The following is a 20,319-nucleotide window of genomic DNA, read 5'->3' on the forward strand; positions in this document are numbered from 1 at the left end:
AGCGAACGGCTCTTGATCCTAATCAAGTCCAGCCAAGCCGCACTATGTATACTGTATACGCAATCGGTTGGGAGATTTGGCAATGACGGGATACAAGGATTTCTTTGAGAGGATTGCGCGCATTGTGAATGCTCCACGCGAGGGAAGTATCAGCGATCTGGAGCTATCGGATCTCGGTCTTTCCCGTGCTGATCTGGCCATGTTGCGCTCTGGCGCGCCCAACGCGAGAGAGCGTATCCTTTCTATGGCAAGTCAGTTTGGTCTTAGCGAAGATGATCTCAATGCACATCCTGAGCTTAGCCTTGAGCTTGCAGAAAAATGTGGGCATTGCCGTCAGGCGAAAACCTGCCGCGATGCAATTCGATCAGGTAGTCGCCTGCCGCAGGAGAAGTGTCCGAACTCAGGATTTTATCGTACTCTGTCGGACCTTTAACGCCCGCTTGGACTTTCCTTCGGGCTCAGTTTTCTTCGACCAGTGATCTTGAAACGATCAGCCGTTCCGAAGTCCTTCATTCCAACACCTGTGGCAAACTCGGCAAATACCGGCGCGTGTTTGAACAGATGTCCCGAGCAGCCGCCCGCGAACAGAACGTTTTCATGCTCGGGGTGCCAGTCGACAATAAAGTGCGTGTCTGGCGTCAGGATGATCTGGTTGAATTTGGAATCCACGACCCGCTCACCCTCAAGGCCCGGAAGACGATGACGGATGTAGCTGCGAGTGCGTCCCAGCGTTTCCTGTCGGATTAGCCTTTCGTCATTGTCCAGATCGATCTTGTCCGGGATGACGACTGCCGCTTTTACCCCTGAACCCTCGGAGGAGGGCAGCCCGAATGAGCCCTGACCATGATCGATCCAGCAGGGCATTCGGCTCATATCGAACTCCTCGGACCCATCTGGCGTTGAGGTATAGAGGACATTCACACCAACCACCGTCGATATCGGCTTGATCGTCTTGGGGAACATGTCCGCCATCCAGGGGCCGGTTGAGACAATGATAAGATCAGCCTCAAGCGGCTTTCCATCCAGCATTGGGCGCTCTGATCCATCGGTGGTCACGCGACCGCGCTGTACGATCCCGCCCGCTCGACGAAACAGCTCAAGCCCGGTCAGGACGCAGCGATGCGCCATTAACATTCCGGCTTCGGGTTCGAACAGGGCGTATTCGATGTCAGGAACGCGAAACTGCGGAAATCGCGATTCGATGTCCTGCCGCCCGTACTTGTAGTAGGGCACACCAACGCGGTCGAAGGTTTCGGCTGTGGCGTTCTCCCAGTCGCAATGACCGCCTGTTGCAAGAATCAGCGCACCGCATTCATACATCAGGTTCTGGCCGCTCTCGGCTTGCAGTTCCAGCCAGCGCAGGCGGCTTTCGCGGGCCCAACGTGTATAGAACTCATCCCGCCCGGAAATCGCACGGATGACACGGTTGTAATCCGTTGAAGATGCACGGGAATGTCCCGGTTCCCAGCGATCTATCAAAGTCACTGCCTCACCACGTCGTTGCAGTGTAAGCGCCGTCATGACGCCGACGATGCCGCCTCCGACAACGATGACCGAGTTCTTGGACATGATGCAGATTTTCCTTGTTTATCGATTGTCTTTGTGAATACTGTATACAGAATACAACAATTATAAAGCCAAAAAACAGGGAGAGCGCATCAATGAGTTCGGGATTTGATCTGCCCGAAGGAACGCACACCGTCATACTTGGTGTGGGTGACCTCAACGGCATCATGCGCGGCAAGCGCATTCCGGCCAGCCACTGGGACCACGTCTGCAAAAGCGGCAATGCGCTGTCGATTGCATTGATGGCGATCGATATGACGTGCGACGTCTGGGATACGCCCTATGTCAATTTCGACAACGGCTACCCCGATATGCACGTCTTCCCAATGACCCAGCCCGTCGCTGTGCCGTGGGAGCCAGGCGTCGCTGTTTGCTTTGGTCGGGCGGAAGGTATGGACCACAAGCCTGTTCCGATCGATCCGCGTCAGGCGTTGGTGCGTCAAGTTGAACGGGCCCGCGACATGGGGTTCGAGGTCAATGTCGGTACTGAACTTGAATTCTATCTACTGGATCCGGAAACCGGACAGCCGCGCGATAGCGGGATTCAGGTCTACGGTCTGGGCCGCGCCGCGCGTATGGAGCACATCGTTGGACCGATCCGTCAGCAGATCAACGAGTGCGGTATCCCAATCGAGCAATCGAACCCCGAATACGCTGCGGGTCAGATTGAGGTGAATATCCGTTACGGCGAAGCGCTGGCAGCGGCAGATCGTGTCGTCTTGTTCAAGTCGCTGATCCGCCAGCTGGGCATCGCCCACGGCTATCTGGCAACCTTCATGCCAAAACCGTTCTTCGATCAGTCCGGCAACGGCTTCCACACACACTACTCGCTTTGGAAAGACGGCAAGAATGTCTTTGCCGATAACGGCAAGATAAACGATACTGGCAAATCCTTCATCGCCGGGCTGCAACAACGCATGTGCGAAACGGCAATCTGTGGCAGTGGCACCGTCAATGGTTATCGACGCCGTCAGCCTTATACTTTCTGCCCGATCAATACGAGCTGGGGTTATGACAACCGGACCGTTGGTATTCGGGTCATTGAAGGATCCGACAGCGCGGTGCGCGTAGAAAAACGTGACGCTGGTGCAGATGCCAATCCCTACCTTCTGCTGGCGGCCGAGATTGCAGCGGGGCTGGACGGGATCGAGCAGGGCTTGGCTCCGTCAGAGCCGACAACCGGCAACGGTTACGAAGAAGGGATCGGCGATCCGATCCCGACCGACTTGCCAACGGCGATCGAACTGGCGCGAGGATCCGAATGGCTTCGCGATCTCATGGGCGAAATGCTGTGGGAGTTGGTATTGCAACAGGCCGAGCGCGAGCTTGAATTCTTCAATCAACAGGTCACTCCGGTTGAGTTGGACCGTTACCTGAGGACCTTCTGATGCATTTGGGCAAGGTCGCCGGGACCGTCACAGCCACGGCCAAAGACGCAAAACTGGTCGGTACGAAACTGCTGGTGACGGATTTGGTCGATAGCAAAGGCAAGGTGATCGAACCGGCGCGGGTCGCCGTCGACACCTGCGGTGCCGGGGTGGGGGATACGGTTCTGCTGGTCAACGGCTCGGCGGCGCGTATGGCCGCCGGTCTGTCCACCGCGCCCGTCGATCTGGCGATCATCGCGATTGTGGATCGCGTGTCCACGACCTGAACCAAGAACACCAAACATCTAAATTTCTTTGGAGGAACGAAAAATGGCGAAACCAGTGGCGGGGCAAATGGCCCTGGGCATGATCGAAACGCGCGGACTGGTCGGCGCGATCGAAGCGGCAGATGCGATGGTCAAGGCGGCCAGCGTTTCGATTGTCGGCCAAACCAAGGCTGGCGGAGGCCTAGTCACCACCCTTGTGCGTGGTGAAGTCGGCGCAGTCAAAGCCGCCGCGGATGCCGGTGCGACAGCGGCAAACAAAGTGGGTGAAGTCGTATCCGTCCACGTGATCGCGCGCCCACATGATGAACTTGAGGCCATAATCGACAGCCTTGGTGCTGGCTCTGCGGCTTAATCCGTCTGTCTTGAGGAGACGCTATGTCAGCCGGTTTCGAGGAATTCACACGTGCAGCGACACGTGGCTCAACCCGGGGTGCACCTGAACATCCCAAGCTCGACCGGATATCGGTGTTGGGCGGCGGGGCTGATGCACGCCTGTTGGCCGCTCTTTGCCTTGCCGAAGGGGCTGAGGTCACCTTGTTTTCGGCCTATGGGGCCGAACTGTCGCTGTTGGCCCAGTCCTCAGGCATCTCGCTTCGCGGTGAAGGTCCGGTCGGGACCTATCAAGTCGATCGGGATGGGCCGTCGGTGCGCACAACCGCTGAGCTGGATGCAGCGGTGCGCGATGCACAGGTGATATTCCTGACCGGACCGCTTCACAAACAGCGCACTTATGCGATGGTGCTGGCCGATCACCTCAGCGACGGGCAAATCTTGGTCCTTGCGCCGGGGCGATCTCTCGGGGCTGTGGAAACAGCCTGGTTGTTGCGTATCGGAGGCTGCGCGGCGGACGTCACGCTGGTCGAGGTTCAGGGTCTGCCATACTGGTTCCGTTCCGAGGGCGCAGCTTTGACGCTTTCGCAGGCGGCACCGATGGCTGCGGCAACCTTGCCGCGCGGTCGGGAAGAGGTTCTGGACACCGTGTCCGCCTATTTGTCCAACGTCCAGGCGGTCGACTCGGTTTTGTCGTGCGGCTTCAACGATCTGTCGGCCGCAGTCGAGATACCTGCGCTGATCCTCGGCGGTGCCGCAATGGGGACAGGTGGTCCTGACATTCCAATGGGTGGTGTTCCGCTTGAGGATAACCAGACGTTTGCGTCTCTGATTGGTCCGGACCAGACAGAGGTCATTCAGGGGCTTGCAGACGAACGGCGACGCATTGCTGCTGCGTTTGGAGTTCGCAACCTGCCGGAGACAGGGCAGTGGATATCCACTTTTGTCGGCGCCGAACGTGGCTCGGGCGCGCGTCCGATCCCGGATCAGCAAACGTCGCGCAGTATGATGCGGGATGGCGTGTTGGGCTCGCTTGTACCTTTGGTCTCAGCGGGTGAGCTTGCGGGTATCCCGAGCCCGTTGACGCACAGCCTGATCGCGATGTCCGACCGAATTTTGGGGGCGGATGTGGCTGCCGCCGGACGGCGCCTCGAAGCCATAGGGGTTTCAGCGGGCGACGTTGATCAAGCGCGCCGTATCTTTGACACCATCGTCACCGGAGCTTCTTGATGGATGCAGATCTGAAATCAATCGCCGCCGCACGGCGTGCCGCAGATAGCGCTTTCGAGGCTTATCGCGCCTTTTTGGGCACTGACCCGGCGCAGGTAGACGCAATAGTCGACGCCATGGCGCGCGCCATCGAGCCCGAGGCCGAACGGCTGGGGCAAATGGCCGTCGAGGAAACCGGATATGGGAATGTGCCGGACAAGCGCGTCAAGAACCTGTTCAACGCGCTTTCAGTCGCGGATTATCTAAGAGATGTGACAACGCTGGGATTGCTTTGGCGCGATAATGCGACAAAGATCGCAGCCTTCGGTGAACCGATGGGCGTTGTGGCAGCTCTGATCCCGGTGACGAACCCCACTTCAACGATCATCTACAAAGTGCTTTCTGCGGTGAAGGCAGGCAATGCGATCGTGTGCGCGCCGCATCCGCGTGGCGTGAGTTGTGGCATCGAAACGGTGCGAATTATGGCGCGCGTGGCTGAACAAATGGGTGCGCCCAAGGGTCTAATCCAATGTCTGGATTCCGTGACAATTCAGGGCACAGCCGAGTTGATGAAACACCGCCGTACCTCGGTTGTGATGGCAACCGGTGGTCCGGCCATGGTCAAAGCGGCGTATTCCAGCGGCAAACCCACGCTCGCGGTCGGTGCGGGCAACGTGCCGTGTTACGTACACAAGTCGAAAGCACGCGATCTGGCGGAAGTCGCCGAGATGATCGTGACGTCGAAGAGCTTTGACTACGGGACCGCCTGCGTCAGTGAGCAGGCCGTCGTCGCTGATCCCGAGATCGCACGTGATTTGCGCCACGAGCTTAAATTGAAAGGTGCCTATTTCTGCACTCCGGCCGAAGCGGATCGACTTGCCGGGGTGATCTTCAAAGGCGTGCAGGCCATGGACCCTGAGAAGGTGGGGCAAAGCCCGCAGGCGCTGGCTGACGCTGCTGGTTTTTCCATCCCCCCACGCACCCGGTGCCTTGTTTCGGAAGAGACTGAAGTAGGCTGGAAACGCCCGCTGTCTGCAGAAAAGCTGAACCCCGTTCTGGCGTTCTACGCGGCGAAATCCACAGACCATGGGATCGATCTGGCGCAATCCATCGCCAAGTTCGAAGGCTGGGGTCATTCCTCGGTCATCCATTCGGACGACCCTGAGATCGTGGCCCGTTTTGCCACCGTGCCGACGGGTCGGGTACTGGTGAATACACCGGGCATCATGGGCGGTATGGGATATTCGACTGATCTGGAACCATCCTTCATGCTGGGCACTGGCACGTGGTCAGGTTCGATCACTTCGGACAATGTGACGGCCCTGCATCTCATCAACATCAAACGGGTAGCCTATGAAAGCAGACCCTGGCGCGACATTTACGAGGAGTATGGCGCATGAGCGAGATTACCATCCGGGCGCTGATGCAGATCGACAACCTGCAACCAAAATTCGCCGCCTATAACGGTGCGACGGTGCAAGGGTCGGTGCCTTTGTCCGGGGATACGGTTTTGATCGGAGAGTTTGCGCCGGGTAACGGAGTATTCTCGCTGATCGACCGGGCGCTCAAGGCATCTTCGGTTGAGGCGACAACACAGATGGTCGAGCGCGAGTTCGGGTTCTTTATCCTGCGGTCTCCGTCGAATGCGGAGGTGTCCGCCGCGCGCGATGCGATGCTGGCCGAGCTCGGCGCAACAATGTCTGACCGGTTGAAACCGGCGATCAGTTCCACGCAGATTATTACCAGCGTCGAACCCTATCAGGCGCAACTGCTGAACAAATGGCGCAAGGGGGCTCTGATCGTTCCAGGGCAGACGTTGGGCATCGTCGAATGTGCCCCGGCTGCTTATATCTCGATTGCCGCGAATGAAGCGGAGAAGGCGGCAGAGATCGATATAGTCGAAGTGCGCGCCGTGGGGCGGTTTGGCCGCCTGTTCATCTCGGGGTCTGAAAACTCGGTCAAGACCGCCGTCGAGGCCGCAACCCGCGCGATAGAGGCGGTGGACGGGCAAGCCAACTGATGGCAGTGCCGCGCGTCATAGGTTCAGAGGCGGTCGAAGATGCCCGCCGTCGCGGTCGGATCGTGTTTGAAGTCCTGCCCGACGATATCGTGACGGCCTTGGCACGCGAAACTGCCGAGCGTGTTGGCATAAAGCTTGTCGACGGACCGCTGGAAAAGCCACAACCAACGCGTACAGACGCTGCTATTTCAATGCAGCGTGTGTTGTATCGCCGCTCGCCCAAATGGGTTGCTCCGGTGCGTTCGAAACGCAAGGTCCGAAGGCTTGGCAAACTTGCCATGATCGGGGCAGGGGGCGTCGGGGGCAATGTGGCGCATCTGGCGGCGATGCAGGATATCGCGGATGAGATTGCTCTGATCGACATTGCTCCGGGGATGGCGGCTGCAACCGCGTTGGATTTGAATCACACTTCAGGCATCACCGGAGCGCGCGCCCGGTGTATTGGCGGCGAGTCGCTGGACCTTGTGGCAGGGGCTGAGGTGGTCGTGGTGACCGCAGGCCGTGCCCGGCGTCCGGGTATGAGCCGCGCGGATCTGATCGACGTGAATGCGCGCGTGATCCGCCAGGCCGCTGAGGCCATACGCTCCGCTGCGCCTGATGCCATCGTCATCGTGGTGACAAATCCGCTTGACGAAATGACCGTAGAAATGCTGAGCGCAACCGGGTTCCCTCGTGAAAGAGTGCTGGGCATGGCCGGTACTCTGGACAGCAGCCGGTTTCGCAACGCCCTTGCTATGGCTGCGGGAGTAGCGCCCGCTGATGTCGAAGCCTTCACGCTCGGAAGCCACGGGGACGAGATGGCGCCAATCCCAAGCCGGGCAAAAATTAAGGGCAGGGCATTGGATGTGTTTTTATCGCCTGATCAGATTGAGGCTTGCGTTCAGGACGCCGTGACCGGCGGTGGGCAGGTAGTTGCCCTGAAGAAATCCGGTTCCGCAACCATAGCACCGGCGCACGCGTCGATCGAGTTGATCGACCATATCCGGGGCGCACGCACCGGCCCGGTTCCGGTCTCGGTCATGTTGCAGGGGGAATATGGCATCGATGGGGTTGTGCTTGGTGTTCCTGCCCATCTGGGGTCTTCCGGGTTGGTCGAAGTCGAGGAGTTGCGGCTGACCGATCAAGAACAAGCAGCCTTGCAGAAAGCGGCGGATGCCATCCGATCGAGGTTAGGCCTGTGACCCTCCGCATCTGGAAGTCAGGCGGGCGGTTCGAAGAAGTTGCGTCTTATTCCCGCGCAAAGCGCATCGGTCCCTTCGTTTGGGTCGCAGGGACCACAGCGATCGAACCCAGCGGGCGTATTCATGCGCCAGGAGATGTGGGAGCCCAAACAAAATACATTCTGTCCCGTATAGAAGAGGCGCTTAAGGCCGTCGGTGCCGAGATGCGCCATGTAGGCCGGGTCCGCGCCTATCTGACCGATCTGTCGCGCGCGGGTGAATTCGCGAGCGTTCACGGAGAGGTATTCAAACATATCGATCCTGTTCTGACAGCCGTTCAAGCCGGGCTGACGCAACCCGGTTTGACGGTGGAAATCGATGTGGATGCGGTAATTCACGACGAAAACGGCGAAATCAGCGGAATCTGAACATGAGTCACCAAGAAAGGATTTGATCGAACTATCGTCTTGTGTACTGTATACAGAATACAAGAAGGGCACAATAAGACACAGGGAGCTAATGTGATGATCAAGACAGCGCTACTCAGCGGAACATGTATCGCGCTTGTGGCCTCGGCGGCCGCAGCTGAAATCAAGGTGGGCTTTATTGGATCTCTTTCCTCAGACACCGGTCTGTCGACGCTGCGTGGTGCAGAGATCGCGATTGAAGAGCTTAATGCGAATGGCGGCGTTATGGGGGAACAGATCACGCTGGTGTCCGCCGACACTGGGCAGGACCCGACCGAAGGGGTGCGGGCCTATGAATACTTGGCGGAAACCGAAGAAGTGGATTTCATCATCTCAGGCTCTATCGATGATGTTTCGCTGGGCTGGCTGCCGCGAATGCAGGAATACCGAATTCCGACGCTGGACACGTGGACGTCATATATCGGCATCATCGACATGGTGGTCGAAGATCCCGAAAGCATGGCGCCATATTTCATGAACATCGCTTCAGACGAGGCTCTTGCCACGCTTTATATCAATTTCGGCGCGGATGTTCTGAAGGAAAAGATGGGTTGGGACTCCGTTGTCATTCTGGCTGAGGATACGGCATTTGGCGAAGCGATCACCGGATTGGTGACCGAGGCGCTTGCGCCGGTTGCGGGGATCGAGGTCAAGGACATCATCACCTATGACGTAGCCACCGTTGATTTCGCGCCGATTTTCAGCCGGGCGCAGGATACCGGGGCTGACTTTATCTATCAGGTCTCATCCGTAAATTCGCAGGTGGTTTCGTCGCAATATGTCAAACTGCAGGTGCCCATGGCGATGACAGGGGTGAACGTAGCCGCATTAGGTATGGAATATTGGGAAGACACCGGCGGAGCCGGTGGCGGCATCTCGACCCTGTCACCGATCCCTTCCGTGGGATTCAAGCTGGATCCGGCCAGTCAGGCCTTTGTTGATACCTATCAGGCCAAGTATGACAGCCGCCCACTGCTGCCGCATTTCAATGGTTTCAACGCCTACCACGGTCTGAAACAGGCTATGGCTGCCGCGGAAGAGGCGGGTGGCTTCGACAATGTCGAAGGCTGGGCCGACGCAATGAAGAAGCAGGATCTGGTTCTTGAGATGGATGGTCAGCTTTGGCTGCGCTATGCCTTCTGGGGCGATGATGAGGTCGAGCCTGTGACAGGCCGCACCTATCCCCACAACATTCGCTTTGATCTTTCCGAGCCGTTTGATGATGCGGCCCCGTCGATGGTCGTTGTTCAGTGGTATGAAGACGGCACTGCCGCAGTTGTGTACCCCGAGAAATACGCGACGGGCGAATTCACGCTTCCCAGCTGGGTCAAGCCGTAACCCGGTCGCGTCGTTAGCTTGAAACGGGTGCGCGGCAGCGCGCACCCGCAGCCAAGGATCCATTTATGTTGCAGATACTGATTCAGGGGCTTTTGCTCAGCGGTCTCTACGCGCTTATAGCAATGGGGTTTACGCTGATCTTCAGCATAGGCCGCGTTCTGAATCTCGCCTATGGCGCCTATCTGATGGTCGGCGGCTACATTTACTTCTGGATATCGCAGTCACTTGGAATGCCTAAGCTTATGGGGGTTGCCGTGGCCGCCGCGCTGGGTGTGCTGATGGGAGTTCTGAAGTACCGTTTGATTGTCAAAACGCTCAAAGGGGATCACGTGGCTGTCGAGATTTCGACGCTGATCCTTGCGGTCGTCATTCAGGCCGGGATCGTTTTGGTCTTTGGCGACAGCAGCAAAATCCTTTTGCCGATTGTTCCCGGGGTGATCAATGTGGCCGGGGCCTCGGTCACGTATAACATCCTGATCGCAACCCTTATTAGCTGGGCAATTCTGCTTGGGCTCTATGCCTTTGTGCGGCTGACACATACCGGACGGGCGATGCAGGCGGTGTCGATGGATGCTAAAGGCGCTGCAATTTCCGGGATCGATCCGGATCGCATCAATCTGATCACCTGGGGTATCTCTGGCGCATTGGGCGCAATCGGAGGCGTCTTCTTTGCCAGCTACACTCAGCTATCGCCCTCCATGTGGGTGGCTCCGCTAATCATTTCGGTGGCTGTGGTTATCGTTGGCGGGATCGGATCGATCCTGGGCACTTTGGTGGTGGCGCATATTGTGGGCTTCCTCGAAGTCATCGTTGTGGCGACGCTTGCACCTGAGTTGCGCGGTGTTTTCACGATGCTGTTGATCATCGGGGTGCTGGTCACGCGACCGCAGGGCCTGTTCGGCCGAGAGGAGCTGTGACGATGGGGCTACGCTGGTTTCACTTTGCACTCTGGGGTGGCTTGATCGTCGGAATGTTCCTGCTTCCGCAATTCGTCTCGAACGGGACGATGCGCACGATGATATTTGCCAATTATTTGGCCATCTTTGCCATCAGTTGGGACGTGCTGTCTGGCCGAACAGGGTATGTGAGCTTTGGTCATCCGTTCCTGATCGGTATCGGGGCCTATACCACGGCAATCCTGACCAAGCGCTTTGACGTCGCTGTCGAAATCTCGATCCCGATCGCCGTGCTTGTCACCATGATCGCGGGCCTATTGGTGCTGCTACCAGCGCTGCGTATCCGTGGAAGTTATTTTGCGCTCGTCACGCTGGCGTTCATGGAGTTGCTCTACCAACTGGTCCAGGTCATTCGCCCGGATCTGACCGGCGGAACACGCGGCATGTCGGGTATTCAAACTCTGACGCGCGGCGCGGCGAACGGCTATTACCTGTCCACGACGCTGATGTTGGCAATCGCCGTCAGCATGTGGCTTTTGATGAAGACGCGACTAGGTACGGCCTTGTCTGCCATCGGAATGAACGAGGAAAGTGTGCGCGGTTCGGGCCTCAGCACCACGCGCCTCAAAGCTTTTGCCTTTCTGACAAGTGCGATGATCGCGGGCTTGGGTGGTGCCTTCTACGTTCACTATCTGGGATCGCTTGCGCCGCGTGCGTTGTTTGATATTAACTTCCTGTTCACAATCATCGTTGCGGCACTTCTGGGGGGAACATCGACCATCATTGGCCCCATGATCGGCGCGTTCTTCATGACATTCCTGTTGGAGTATCTGCGACCGGTCCTTCCTGGCGCCGAACGGTATTTCGTCTACGGAGCCATAGCGCTGCTCCTCTATATGTATCAGCCGAAAGGCATTGTTGAGCTGGTTCGGCGTGGTTTCAAAGGCCTGGGCAAGGGGCGGACGACATGAGCGTGGCGTTACAGGTTTCAGGTCTGGTAAAACGTTTCGGCGGATTAGTCGCGACGAATGATCTGTCGTTTTCTCTCAAAGAGGGCGAGTCGCTTGGATTGATCGGTCCCAACGGGGCAGGCAAGACGACCGTGTTCAGCCAGATCATGGGTGAGTTGCGGCAAAACGGCGGAACGATCGAACTGTTCGGGCAGGAGATTTCGACGCTGTCGACCCCGCAACGCATTCGGGCCGGGGTCAGCCGAACCTATCAGATCCCACGCCCGTTTGGTGATATGAGCGTTGCCGAAAACATCCGGGTTGGCCTAATGCCCGACAATATCTGGCAGATGATCGTCTCACCCCCAGAGAAAGAACGTGAGCGAGAGCTTGCGCTCAGCGTCGGGTTTACAGAAGCGGACTTGAATCGCGCGCCGACAGAACTGGCCATGGGTGATCTGCGTAAACTTGAGATGGCGCGCACAATGGCAACCGCGCCCAAGGTGATGCTGCTGGATGAAGTGTTTGCGGGTCTCACCACAGGAGAGATCGCCCAAATCTCTGATCTCATTCAGTCGATGCGCAAAGATGGGATGACTTTTCTGATCGTCAGCCATGATTTGCCTGCGCTTGAGCCATTGGTCGACCGTGCGATCGCCATTGAACGGGGCACCATGATTGCCGAGGGCTCGTTCAGCGAAGTCATGAACGACAAGGCTGTTCAGGCCTCGTATCTGGGGGGCGCGTAATGTCGTATCTGGAAATCGAAAACCTGTCGGCATTCTATGGCAAGGCGCAAGCGCTGACCGACATCTCGATCACCGTCCAACCTGGTGAGATTGTCGCTGTGGTGGGTCCAAATGGGGCTGGAAAATCGACCTTGCTGGACAGCATCATGGGGCTAGTCAAAATCGAGGGCGATATCCGGCTCAGGGGGCACAGCCTTGCCGGTCGGACGCCTTCCGAAATTGTACGACATGGCGTGGGTTATGCGCCCGAACGCTTCAACCTGTTTCCCTATATGTCGGTGCGTGACAACCTAATGGTCGGTGCCTTCACGGCCCGCGAAGACATCCAGAGCAATCTGGCAATGGTACACAGCCTGTTCCCGCGTCTCGAAGAGAGGGAAGGGCAGGAGACCTCGACCCAGTCGGGCGGGGAACGTCAGATGGTCTCGTTCGGACGCGCGCTGATGACCAGCCCCGAGCTGTTGCTCGTCGACGAACCGACGATTGGTCTGGCCCCAAAAATCTGTCACGAAATCGCCGAGGTGGTGCGCAAGCTCAACAAGGAATACGGGCTGACAGTTGTAATCACCGAGCAAAACGCCAATTTCGCGCTTTCGCTTGCGAGCCGGATTTACGTGCTCGAGTCAGGACGCATGCAGACATCAGGCACCGCAGATGAGTTGCGGAATGATAAGCGATTGCTTGAGGCCTACTTTGGCGGTCACTAAAAGCCGCTCAAAAGCGGTAAGTCGCGCCAATCAGTGGACCGGATTGGTCGAACTTGAAATCGTTTCCGTCGATGTCGTGGTCGAATGAGATATAGCGGTATCCACCGCGGATCAGCCAACGATCATTAATCGCATAGTCGGCTGTCAGCAGAACCTGCCATGTCTCGCTGCCACTGCGGAAGCCGCCATAGTCTACAAACCCAGTTCCTGACCATTTGTCCGAGAACTTGACGCGTGCGCGGGCCCCGATCACGGGATCGGTCCAGCTTGAATCAACCGTTGTTCGACGGCCGGGGGCCGCGCCTGGTTGCAATTCAAAGTCGGTTTCCGTGCTGAACCACCTGAATCCACCGACAATATCCACATTTGCGGTTTGATCCTCGTAGATCCTATAGCCGACATAGCCGCTGAGAAATTGCGTGGTGAAGGATGTGTCCAAGCCTGAGCTGGCAGGGCCGGGAGTGTCGCTGCTGAAAGACAGATTGGTATAGTTATAGTCGGCCAACAGGGACCACCGGCCATTTGTGGCGGCAAACGCGGCCATGAAGGCAAAATCGAGATTGTCCAACGCATCGGAAAAACTCAGGGTGCCATCCAGTGTACCCATCGGTGTGCTGAGTGAGGTCTCAGTTTCCGGCATGAAAAGATAGATTGAGGCCTCATATGACCAGTCCGACTGTTGGGCCAAGGCCATTGGTGCCATCGAACCTGCCATTGTGAGGCCAAGCGCCAATCCTGTCCACTTTACTGTCACATCCATTTTTCCGTCTCCCGCCAAGAATCTTGAATTGAAATTCCGTTGTCGCCTCATGCCAATCTAGCCAAGCGCAATGTTCATTCTTTCATGCTGCCACGTCTTCGGATTTGCCTGCGCCGTCACCGACACGATTGATATCGGTGCTGGGAAAAAACTCGGACCAGACATGCCAGAACACGCCTGCGCGCAGGGTTTCGACCCGTTGCAGTTGGCCCTGATCAGACATTCCCCAAAAGTCACATTGGGTCACGGGTTGACCGCTGTCATTGTACCAAACGCCCAAGCTTTCAAATTTCGGATCGAGGCTGACGACGATATCCCGCCCGCCGACACGCGCGTTGACGATCCAATCGTTGTCGACAACGAAATCGTCGGTCCAGCAGGTGGCATCCTGTCCGATTGTGATCCCCCAGACATAGGTTTTATTCGGCAGCCGATTGTCCGAACGGTCCATGTTGTCCATCACCGGAGCCTCTTCCTGATGCTGGCGGCCAATGCCCCAGCCGAACGTGATCTCGGTCATCATGTCCAGCAGCCGCAGCAAGGGGTTTGGGGAGGGTTTGTTCAAAAAAACCTCGCCTTCCGGGAAAGCCTTTTGAAATCCACGGAAAGTCATCCGATAGGTTGGCCAGGGTGTCATCTGCGCTTCGGGCCGCAAAGGGCACGCGAGGCCGTTTGCATTTGTGTCACGATCCGCTTCGCGAAAGCCGTATATGTGCTGGATGGGCTCACCGGTGTCATTATCACGCAAGATCAGGTTGTTGCCGTGCTGGGCGAGAACCTCAAGGTTTAGCCGTTTGCCTTCGATGCTTGGCGCATAGCCCTGACCGAGATTGGCCATGGCGCAATAGGTCATCACGACGTCTTCTCCGCCCAGCCCCTTTTCATCGCCCGCCAAATGTGGGCGCATGATTTGTGCATCAGGATGGGCGCGGGCATGGCCTTCATTTTCAATCACCATCACGGGGGCAGTCGGCCCGACATATTTGCAGGCCTCGTCGATGGGAAAATACTGCGCGTCATTTAGCTGATTTCTCAGACCTAGATGAACCCAGACATAGGGAAAGCCATAGAGAAGTAGAACAAGTAAAGCGGCAATGAGCCAAAGCCAGAACGGCCCGGCTCCCAGGGCGAAATGCGCGAGCGTTGCGAGAGCAAATGCGCCCAACCCGATGGCAATCAAGCGGTATTCATTGCGGATGAAACGCACCATATTCTCGCGCTTTACCTTCAACAGCATCTGGGACACGTCGCCCAAATCACGGAAGTAGACGAACCCGATCCCAAGTGATCCGATTAAACCCAGTGCGAATAGGAGTAATCCAAGCATGTGATGATCCTAGAAACTTGAGTGAATGACGACGGCGACACCGTGCTATTGCTTCGGGGATTGGCTTTTGATCAGGAAAGCCTCGACCGCTTGTTGGGTTTCGGGGCGCAGGTTCTCGATCCCTTCATAGGGCACGCCATACGCGGGTGGCGTGTCGGGGAATTTCTCTTTGCGGGCCATGTGTCGGCCAAGGATGCGTGCGAATTCCTGCCCGCCCCAGGCGCCAACCTCGGTCGAGACTGAATATTCCTCGCGCGTGTCCCGGTAGAGATCAAAGAACTTTGCCAGAATGGCGCTTTCCCCGGCTCCCGGCAGTTTGAGCTTAAGCTGGTCCTTCACGATCGCCTCGGGTTTGTTCACCGAATAGATGATCACGTGATCTCTGCGCGCTTTGGCTTCGTCCGCAAACAATAGCGCTGCGGATTGATCGACGCCATCCACCAGACGATCTCGCGGGATGTATTGCTCGGCCCCCGCAAAACGTGAAAGCGTTGTATAAAGGTCCGAAACGTGAATGATGCTGTTCAGCAAACCATCTGCCTGAATCATCCCCGGCCAGCGAATAAAGGCATCGACCCGAACACCGCCCTCGGTCGTATCCCCTTTGCCACCAGCATATATCATCGGAGTATAGCCCGATTGCGGGGCGTATTTGGTAAAGTGGCCGTTGTCCCCCATAACGATGACGATGGTATTCTCGCTGACCCCCAACTCTGCCATGCTGGCGAACAAATCACCCAGCCATTGATCCAAAAGTTGCATCTTGTCGACATAGAGACCGCCATTCGCGCTTTCGGGACCAGAACGTCCGGCGCGGGTATTATCCAGAGGGATCATCGGCCAATATTGCAGGAAAAAGGGAGTATCGTCGCTGGCAAGACGTTCAAGCTCTGACAAGGTTTTGTCCTGAAAGGCCTGGTTCATCTCATCGTATTTGGCCGCATTCCAGCGCTCACCTGACTCCATCCGAATTTCGCGAATTGGACCGCCCGTTTCGCCTTCGATGACGGTCATCATCGCTGAGGCGTCCGGCCTGAACCAACCGTCCAGCGTGTATTTGTCATCATAATCTCTGATCGCGACCGAGACCTGCTCTTTGATTGCATCATCATTAAAGATCGTCAGCTGACCCTGCTGGTGAATGGCGTGCTGCGCATAGTCAAAGCCTTGGTTCATCGCCCAACTTTCCGCGATATCCCCCATGTGCCACTTGCCAACATGGCTGGTTGCGTAACCAACCTGTTTCAGCACTTCGGCCAACGTCACTTCCCCCCCCGGCAGGCCAAAGCCGGCAATATCAACGGTGGTATCACCCATTCCCATGCGTACAGGCAGCCGCCCCGTCATTTGGGCGACGCGAGTAGGGGTGCAAGAGGGTTCGGTATACATCCGAACCATGCGCATCGCGTCGTCGGAGAAATCGTTGATATTCGGCGTCGAGTAACCCCGAACGGCGTTCAACTCGGGTATCCCCATGTCGCCGAATCCCAGATCATCGATCAGAACGCTGATGATGTTCGGTGGCTTACCGTTGTTGCCTTCGCGAAATGCAGCCAGGGCTTCATCCACAGCCATATCATCCTGGGCCCATTGCTCTGCGCGCTGTGCTTGCAAGATATAGAATTCGGCATCGTGTTGGATTGGGTTTTCTTGCGCGAACGTGCTGCGCGCGGCAAGGCTGGCGAATAAAACCAATACCCCTGAAATCTTCATTCGATATCCCCCGATCATGTACTGGGCGGAACGCAAACACTCCTGCCGCTGATTTCACATTAAAACATTATCATATTTAAACAGGAATTTCTGTAGCCTTCACTGCTGCCAGCTCGTGAACACATCGCGAGCCAGTTCAGATTCCGGACGCAGGTTGTCGATGCCCTCGTAGGGGATGCCGCGCCCGATTTCGGAATGTGGATGTTTCGCGATCATCTTCTGATGGCGTTTGATCATGTCCTGAAACGACGCTCCGGCCCAAAGTGAGTAACCGACCAAAGGGTGCAGTTCGCGTGGATCACGATAGATGTTGAAGGTCGGGGCCGCCGCTCCGGGTTGGCCGGGCGCGGGCAGGTGCATCTTGAATTCCTGCTTGACCACCGAGCGCAAAACCGGGCCTTCATAGACGTATACATAATCGCGGCGACCGTTGCCTTCACCGTTCAGCAGCAGGGCGGTCTGATCGACACCATCGATGATGCGGTCGCGCGGGATATGATCAGTCGCGCCTGCGATCCGAGCCATTGTGGTATAGATATCAGACACATGAAAGATATCTCCGGCGGCGCTGTCAGCCTCGATTACTCCGGGCCAGCGAATGAATGCATCCGTGCGTACGCCACCTTCCAGATGTTGGGTCTTACCGCCACGATAGATCAGCTGATTGAGCCCCGAAGTTCCTTCGTAGTGGTACATCAGTCCATTGTCGGCCATCAAAACCACAATCGTGTTGTCGGCTTCTCCGGTTTCTTCGAGCTTGACCAGCAGGTCACCGATCCAGCCATCCAGTAGTTGCAGTTTGTCAGCATGAAACCCGCCGTTGCGAGAGATTGCGTTCTCGGCATAAACGAAATTCAGCGGGTAGAGCGGCCAATATTGCAGGAAAAACGGTTCTTCCTCGGCTGCGGCACGCTCCAATTGCTCAAGAGCCTGACGCTGATACCTCTCGTTCATGGCTTCATACTTGGCTTGGGTCCAGACCTCGCCCGGTGACATATCCACCTCTCGAGCGGTGCCGCCTGCTTCTGCCTCGACACCGGTCACCAGCCCGTAGGGTTTGAAACGCTCATCCAGCAGAAACTGATTGTTCTGCCCCTCGGGCACGTATCCAAGCATGTTATTCGCGCGCATCGCCTCGGGGGTCATGAGGCTCAGTTGAACTTGTTGATGCAGGGGGAAGGCGGCCCAATCGAAACCTTGGTTGTGGGGGTAGGCCTGTTCGATATCACCTTGGTGCCACTTGCCGACATGCACGGTGTTGTAGCCAACCTCTTTTAGGATCTCGGGCAGGGTCACCTCGCTGGCTGGAAGGCCTTCGCCTACCAGAGCCACTTTGACTTCTGTCACACCGGCACGCACCGGATGTCGCCCCGTCAGCATTGCCGTGCGGGTCGGCGTGCACGAGGGTTCCGTGTACATTCGCATCAGCGACAAACCTTCGGTGGCGAACTGGTTGATGCTGGGCGTTTCGATGCCCATGACGTAGTTCATCTTGCGATCACCCATCTGACCAAAGCTGATGTCGTCGATCAGGATGTACAGGATATTGGGTGGTTTGCCCCCGTTTGCGTCGCGGATTTCGGCCAGTTTCGCGTCAATCTCAATGTCCTGGGCATCCCAGACCGCGCCGAACTGGGCACGCAGAAATTCGAACTCACCATCGTGAATAATAGGGTTCTGTTGGGCATATGCCGAAGCTGCAGTCAGGATTAGCGCGGGCAAAATGTGTTTCAGGGTCATTTCAAGCCTTTCGTTTTATCCAAATGCCCGGGAGTATCTGGAAGGTCTGATAGCTTTGCTTCGATAGAGCTTCGCAAATCAGTAACGGTTTCCGCCAGATCCGCGAGGTACCGAGGGCGAACGCCCGTGTCGGAAAGAGGAGACTGAGCCAGTTCGGTCATCATCTCCTGATAATCGAGGCAAATCCGGTCGAACTCACTGTCTTGGGCGCGCATGTTTCGCAGCAGAACGGAGGTTCCCGGGAATTGTGCGTCAAAGAAGTCTTCTTCGTCCATCCGCGTTGCCTTCGTGAAAATTGCTCATAAAGCATGCATTCCCTAGAATATGACTTGAACGTATTAAGCCGCATGCTACCGTAGCACCATGGGGTCAAGCCATTGTCATGAAAGGATAGTTCTTGACTGCCCAGGCGGATAACAAACAACGTGACACAGCGCTTTCTTTCTCGGATGAGGAAGTGCGAAGTGCTCTTGAGCGGGTATTGAACTCAGGTGGCTTCAAAGGATCTGCCCGAATGCGGGCCTTTCTTAGCTATGTCGTGACCGAAGCGCTTGCGGGCCGCACGGATGAGATCCGCGCCAAGACCATCGCCATGGATGTTTATGGTTACAGCGCCGACGACTTGACCAAACGGGAAGGGGTTGTGCGCGTTGATGCGGGTCGTGTCAGGCGAAAGCTAAAAGCTTACTACGGAGGTGATGGCGCAACTGATCCCGTGGTGATTTCACTGCCTGTCGGTAGCTATGCACCCGAATTTACGCTGGGGAGTTCGCAAGCCCAGAACCCACAGGGCATTCGGCGAAGCGCGTTGGTCATCGCGTTCTTTCTGGCTTTGATTGGCTTAGGCATCTGGGTATCAGGCTATTACTCAAAGAATGAGCCACGCAGCGCTGTGGGCCGAGGGCAAAGCGCGATTTACGACGTATCTCCCGCGCGCGTAGAGGCGATAAACCTTTGCAGTGCTGGCCGCGATGTGATGTTCCCCGTCGTTGACCTATCGCGCCTGCAACCGGCTTTGCTGATTTTTGAGACGGCGATTGAACGAGATCCACTCTTTTTCTGCGGCTATGCCGGAGCGGCACAGGTCGAGACCATGCTGGCGATTTTGTTGTTCTTTGAACCGGATGCAGAAAAGTATTTGAAGTCTGCCAATGAAAAAAGCGCCCATGCGATGGATATCGCACCTGATGAGGCCTGGGCGCTTTCGGCGCGGGCCTGGCTGGAATTTGCACTGGGCAATTACGATCGGGCATCGGCCCTGTCTCGCAGAGCCGTTGATCTGGCCCCCACCGATCCGCATGTCGCTGAGTTCGATGCACTTATTTCACTCTATACTCTGAATTTCGAGCGTATCCTGGCGCAATCTGAATGGTATGAAGAGCTCGCGGAACGCAGCGGCGGGCTTGTCTTTGGCAATGTACTAGGGTCTGCGCATTTTCATACCGGAGACTATGCAGCGGCGATCCGAACTTACGAGGACACGATCGAGCGCGGAGGACCATTTGGGCCGATATCAGCGGCCTATCTGATGGCCGCGCATTGGAACAATGGCGAACAAGTCGAGGCACGGCGTCTCGCCAATGTTTACCAGAAAACTTGGCCTGGTTTTCCGCTGGAGGCCCTGAAACGCCGCGTATTCAAAGAGTCGCAACCGGTTGATGCGCTTATTGCAGGCGTGAGGGCAGCGGGAGTCCCGTTGATCGACGGCGGGACCGCCCGCGAAAGTGATTGAC

Annotated in this window: 21 protein-coding genes; 15 read left to right on the forward strand and 6 right to left on the reverse strand. The window is 56.8% G+C overall.

The annotated features are described in order from the left end of the window. The first annotated feature begins 82 nt into the window (after positions 1 to 82). Positions 83 to 433 carry a hypothetical protein gene (locus ACR0AY_RS01455; RefSeq protein ID WP_170735191.1) on the forward strand — a complete coding sequence of 117 codons (351 nt, stop codon included), beginning with the start codon at positions 83 to 85 and terminating at the stop codon, positions 431 to 433. On the opposite strand, the gene ACR0AY_RS01460 is transcribed toward ACR0AY_RS01455, so the two are convergent. Then, complete coding sequence (locus ACR0AY_RS01460; RefSeq protein WP_170735188.1) at positions 430 to 1,569, reverse strand: FAD-dependent oxidoreductase; 1,140 nt, start codon at positions 1,567 to 1,569, stop codon at positions 430 to 432. The two genes, ACR0AY_RS01455 and ACR0AY_RS01460, sit on opposite strands and share 4 nt — an antisense overlap. 92 nt (positions 1,570 to 1,661) lie before the next feature. Here ACR0AY_RS01460 and ACR0AY_RS01465 point away from each other — a divergent pair, with 92 nt between their 5' ends. From ACR0AY_RS01465 to ACR0AY_RS01525, 13 genes are all read left to right on the forward strand, one after another. Then, positions 1,662 to 2,954, forward strand: coding sequence for a glutamine synthetase family protein (locus tag ACR0AY_RS01465; protein WP_170610359.1), 1,293 nt, complete (start codon positions 1,662 to 1,664; stop codon positions 2,952 to 2,954). Beyond that, positions 2,954 to 3,220, forward strand: coding sequence for a EutN/CcmL family microcompartment protein (locus ACR0AY_RS01470; protein WP_170393276.1), 267 nt, complete (start codon positions 2,954 to 2,956; stop codon positions 3,218 to 3,220). Before ACR0AY_RS01465 ends, ACR0AY_RS01470 begins: the two co-directional genes overlap by 1 nt. A gap of 43 nt (positions 3,221 to 3,263) precedes the next feature. Next, positions 3,264 to 3,572 (forward strand): BMC domain-containing protein, encoded by a 309-nt coding sequence (locus ACR0AY_RS01475; protein ID WP_170393275.1) that lies wholly within the window; start codon positions 3,264 to 3,266, stop codon positions 3,570 to 3,572. Between the two features lie 23 nt (positions 3,573 to 3,595). Next, the gene (locus tag ACR0AY_RS01480) at positions 3,596 to 4,780 is read left to right on the forward strand and encodes a hypothetical protein (protein WP_170510288.1); all 1,185 of its coding nucleotides are present in this window, start codon (positions 3,596 to 3,598) and stop codon (positions 4,778 to 4,780) included. Then, positions 4,780 to 6,159, forward strand: a complete 1,380-nt coding sequence (locus ACR0AY_RS01485; RefSeq protein WP_480453645.1) for an aldehyde dehydrogenase family protein — start codon at positions 4,780 to 4,782, stop codon at positions 6,157 to 6,159. Before ACR0AY_RS01480 ends, ACR0AY_RS01485 begins: the two co-directional genes overlap by 1 nt. After that, complete coding sequence (locus tag ACR0AY_RS01490) at positions 6,156 to 6,779, forward strand: BMC domain-containing protein (RefSeq protein WP_170393272.1); 624 nt, start codon at positions 6,156 to 6,158, stop codon at positions 6,777 to 6,779. The genes ACR0AY_RS01485 and ACR0AY_RS01490 overlap by 4 nt, the downstream gene beginning before the upstream one ends. Next, complete coding sequence (locus ACR0AY_RS01495) at positions 6,779 to 7,960, forward strand: malate dehydrogenase (RefSeq protein ID WP_480453646.1); 1,182 nt, start codon at positions 6,779 to 6,781, stop codon at positions 7,958 to 7,960. Before ACR0AY_RS01490 ends, ACR0AY_RS01495 begins: the two co-directional genes overlap by 1 nt. Next, entirely contained in the window at positions 7,957 to 8,367 is a 411-nt protein-coding gene (locus ACR0AY_RS01500; RefSeq protein WP_480438485.1) for a Rid family hydrolase, read from the forward strand. The genes ACR0AY_RS01495 and ACR0AY_RS01500 overlap by 4 nt, the downstream gene beginning before the upstream one ends. Before the next feature lie 96 nt (positions 8,368 to 8,463). After that, entirely contained in the window at positions 8,464 to 9,744 is a 1,281-nt protein-coding gene (locus ACR0AY_RS01505; RefSeq protein ID WP_170510280.1) for an ABC transporter substrate-binding protein, read from the forward strand. A 65-nt stretch (positions 9,745 to 9,809) separates the two neighbouring features. After that, positions 9,810 to 10,661, forward strand: a complete 852-nt coding sequence (locus ACR0AY_RS01510; RefSeq protein WP_170510277.1) for a branched-chain amino acid ABC transporter permease — start codon at positions 9,810 to 9,812, stop codon at positions 10,659 to 10,661. Positions 10,662 to 10,663: 2 nt separating this feature from the next. Beyond that, complete coding sequence (locus tag ACR0AY_RS01515) at positions 10,664 to 11,611, forward strand: branched-chain amino acid ABC transporter permease (RefSeq protein WP_170393268.1); 948 nt, start codon at positions 10,664 to 10,666, stop codon at positions 11,609 to 11,611. Further along, positions 11,608 to 12,339 (forward strand): ATP-binding cassette domain-containing protein, encoded by a 732-nt coding sequence (locus ACR0AY_RS01520; RefSeq protein WP_170510274.1) that lies wholly within the window; start codon positions 11,608 to 11,610, stop codon positions 12,337 to 12,339. The genes ACR0AY_RS01515 and ACR0AY_RS01520 overlap by 4 nt, the downstream gene beginning before the upstream one ends. Then, positions 12,339 to 13,046, forward strand: a complete 708-nt coding sequence (locus tag ACR0AY_RS01525; protein WP_170393266.1) for an ABC transporter ATP-binding protein — start codon at positions 12,339 to 12,341, stop codon at positions 13,044 to 13,046. Before ACR0AY_RS01520 ends, ACR0AY_RS01525 begins: the two co-directional genes overlap by 1 nt. Positions 13,047 to 13,053: 7 nt before the next feature. Here ACR0AY_RS01525 and ACR0AY_RS01530 read toward each other — a convergent pair whose 3' ends face one another. The 5 genes from ACR0AY_RS01530 to ACR0AY_RS01550 form a co-directional block, all read right to left on the reverse strand. Then, positions 13,054 to 13,806, reverse strand: coding sequence for an outer membrane protein (locus ACR0AY_RS01530; protein WP_480453648.1), 753 nt, complete (start codon positions 13,804 to 13,806; stop codon positions 13,054 to 13,056). A gap of 82 nt (positions 13,807 to 13,888) precedes the next feature. Next, the gene (locus tag ACR0AY_RS01535) at positions 13,889 to 15,133 is read right to left on the reverse strand and encodes a DUF3179 domain-containing (seleno)protein (protein ID WP_170510271.1); all 1,245 of its coding nucleotides are present in this window, start codon (positions 15,131 to 15,133) and stop codon (positions 13,889 to 13,891) included. A gap of 45 nt (positions 15,134 to 15,178) precedes the next feature. Next, positions 15,179 to 16,846 (reverse strand): sulfatase-like hydrolase/transferase, encoded by a 1,668-nt coding sequence (locus ACR0AY_RS01540; protein ID WP_170510269.1) that lies wholly within the window; start codon positions 16,844 to 16,846, stop codon positions 15,179 to 15,181. Between the two features lie 99 nt (positions 16,847 to 16,945). Next, entirely contained in the window at positions 16,946 to 18,586 is a 1,641-nt protein-coding gene (locus ACR0AY_RS01545) for a sulfatase-like hydrolase/transferase (RefSeq protein ID WP_170393263.1), read from the reverse strand. Further along, on the reverse strand, positions 18,583 to 18,861 hold the full coding sequence (locus tag ACR0AY_RS01550) for a hypothetical protein (protein WP_170510266.1): 279 nt from the start codon (positions 18,859 to 18,861) through the stop codon (positions 18,583 to 18,585). The genes ACR0AY_RS01545 and ACR0AY_RS01550 overlap by 4 nt, the downstream gene beginning before the upstream one ends. A 239-nt stretch (positions 18,862 to 19,100) precedes the next feature. Here ACR0AY_RS01550 and ACR0AY_RS01555 point away from each other — a divergent pair, with 239 nt between their 5' ends. After that, entirely contained in the window at positions 19,101 to 20,318 is a 1,218-nt protein-coding gene (locus tag ACR0AY_RS01555) for a tetratricopeptide repeat protein (protein WP_170510263.1), read from the forward strand. Position 20,319: the final 1 nt, after the last annotated feature.

Source organism: Ruegeria sp. A5 (assembly GCF_056543005.1).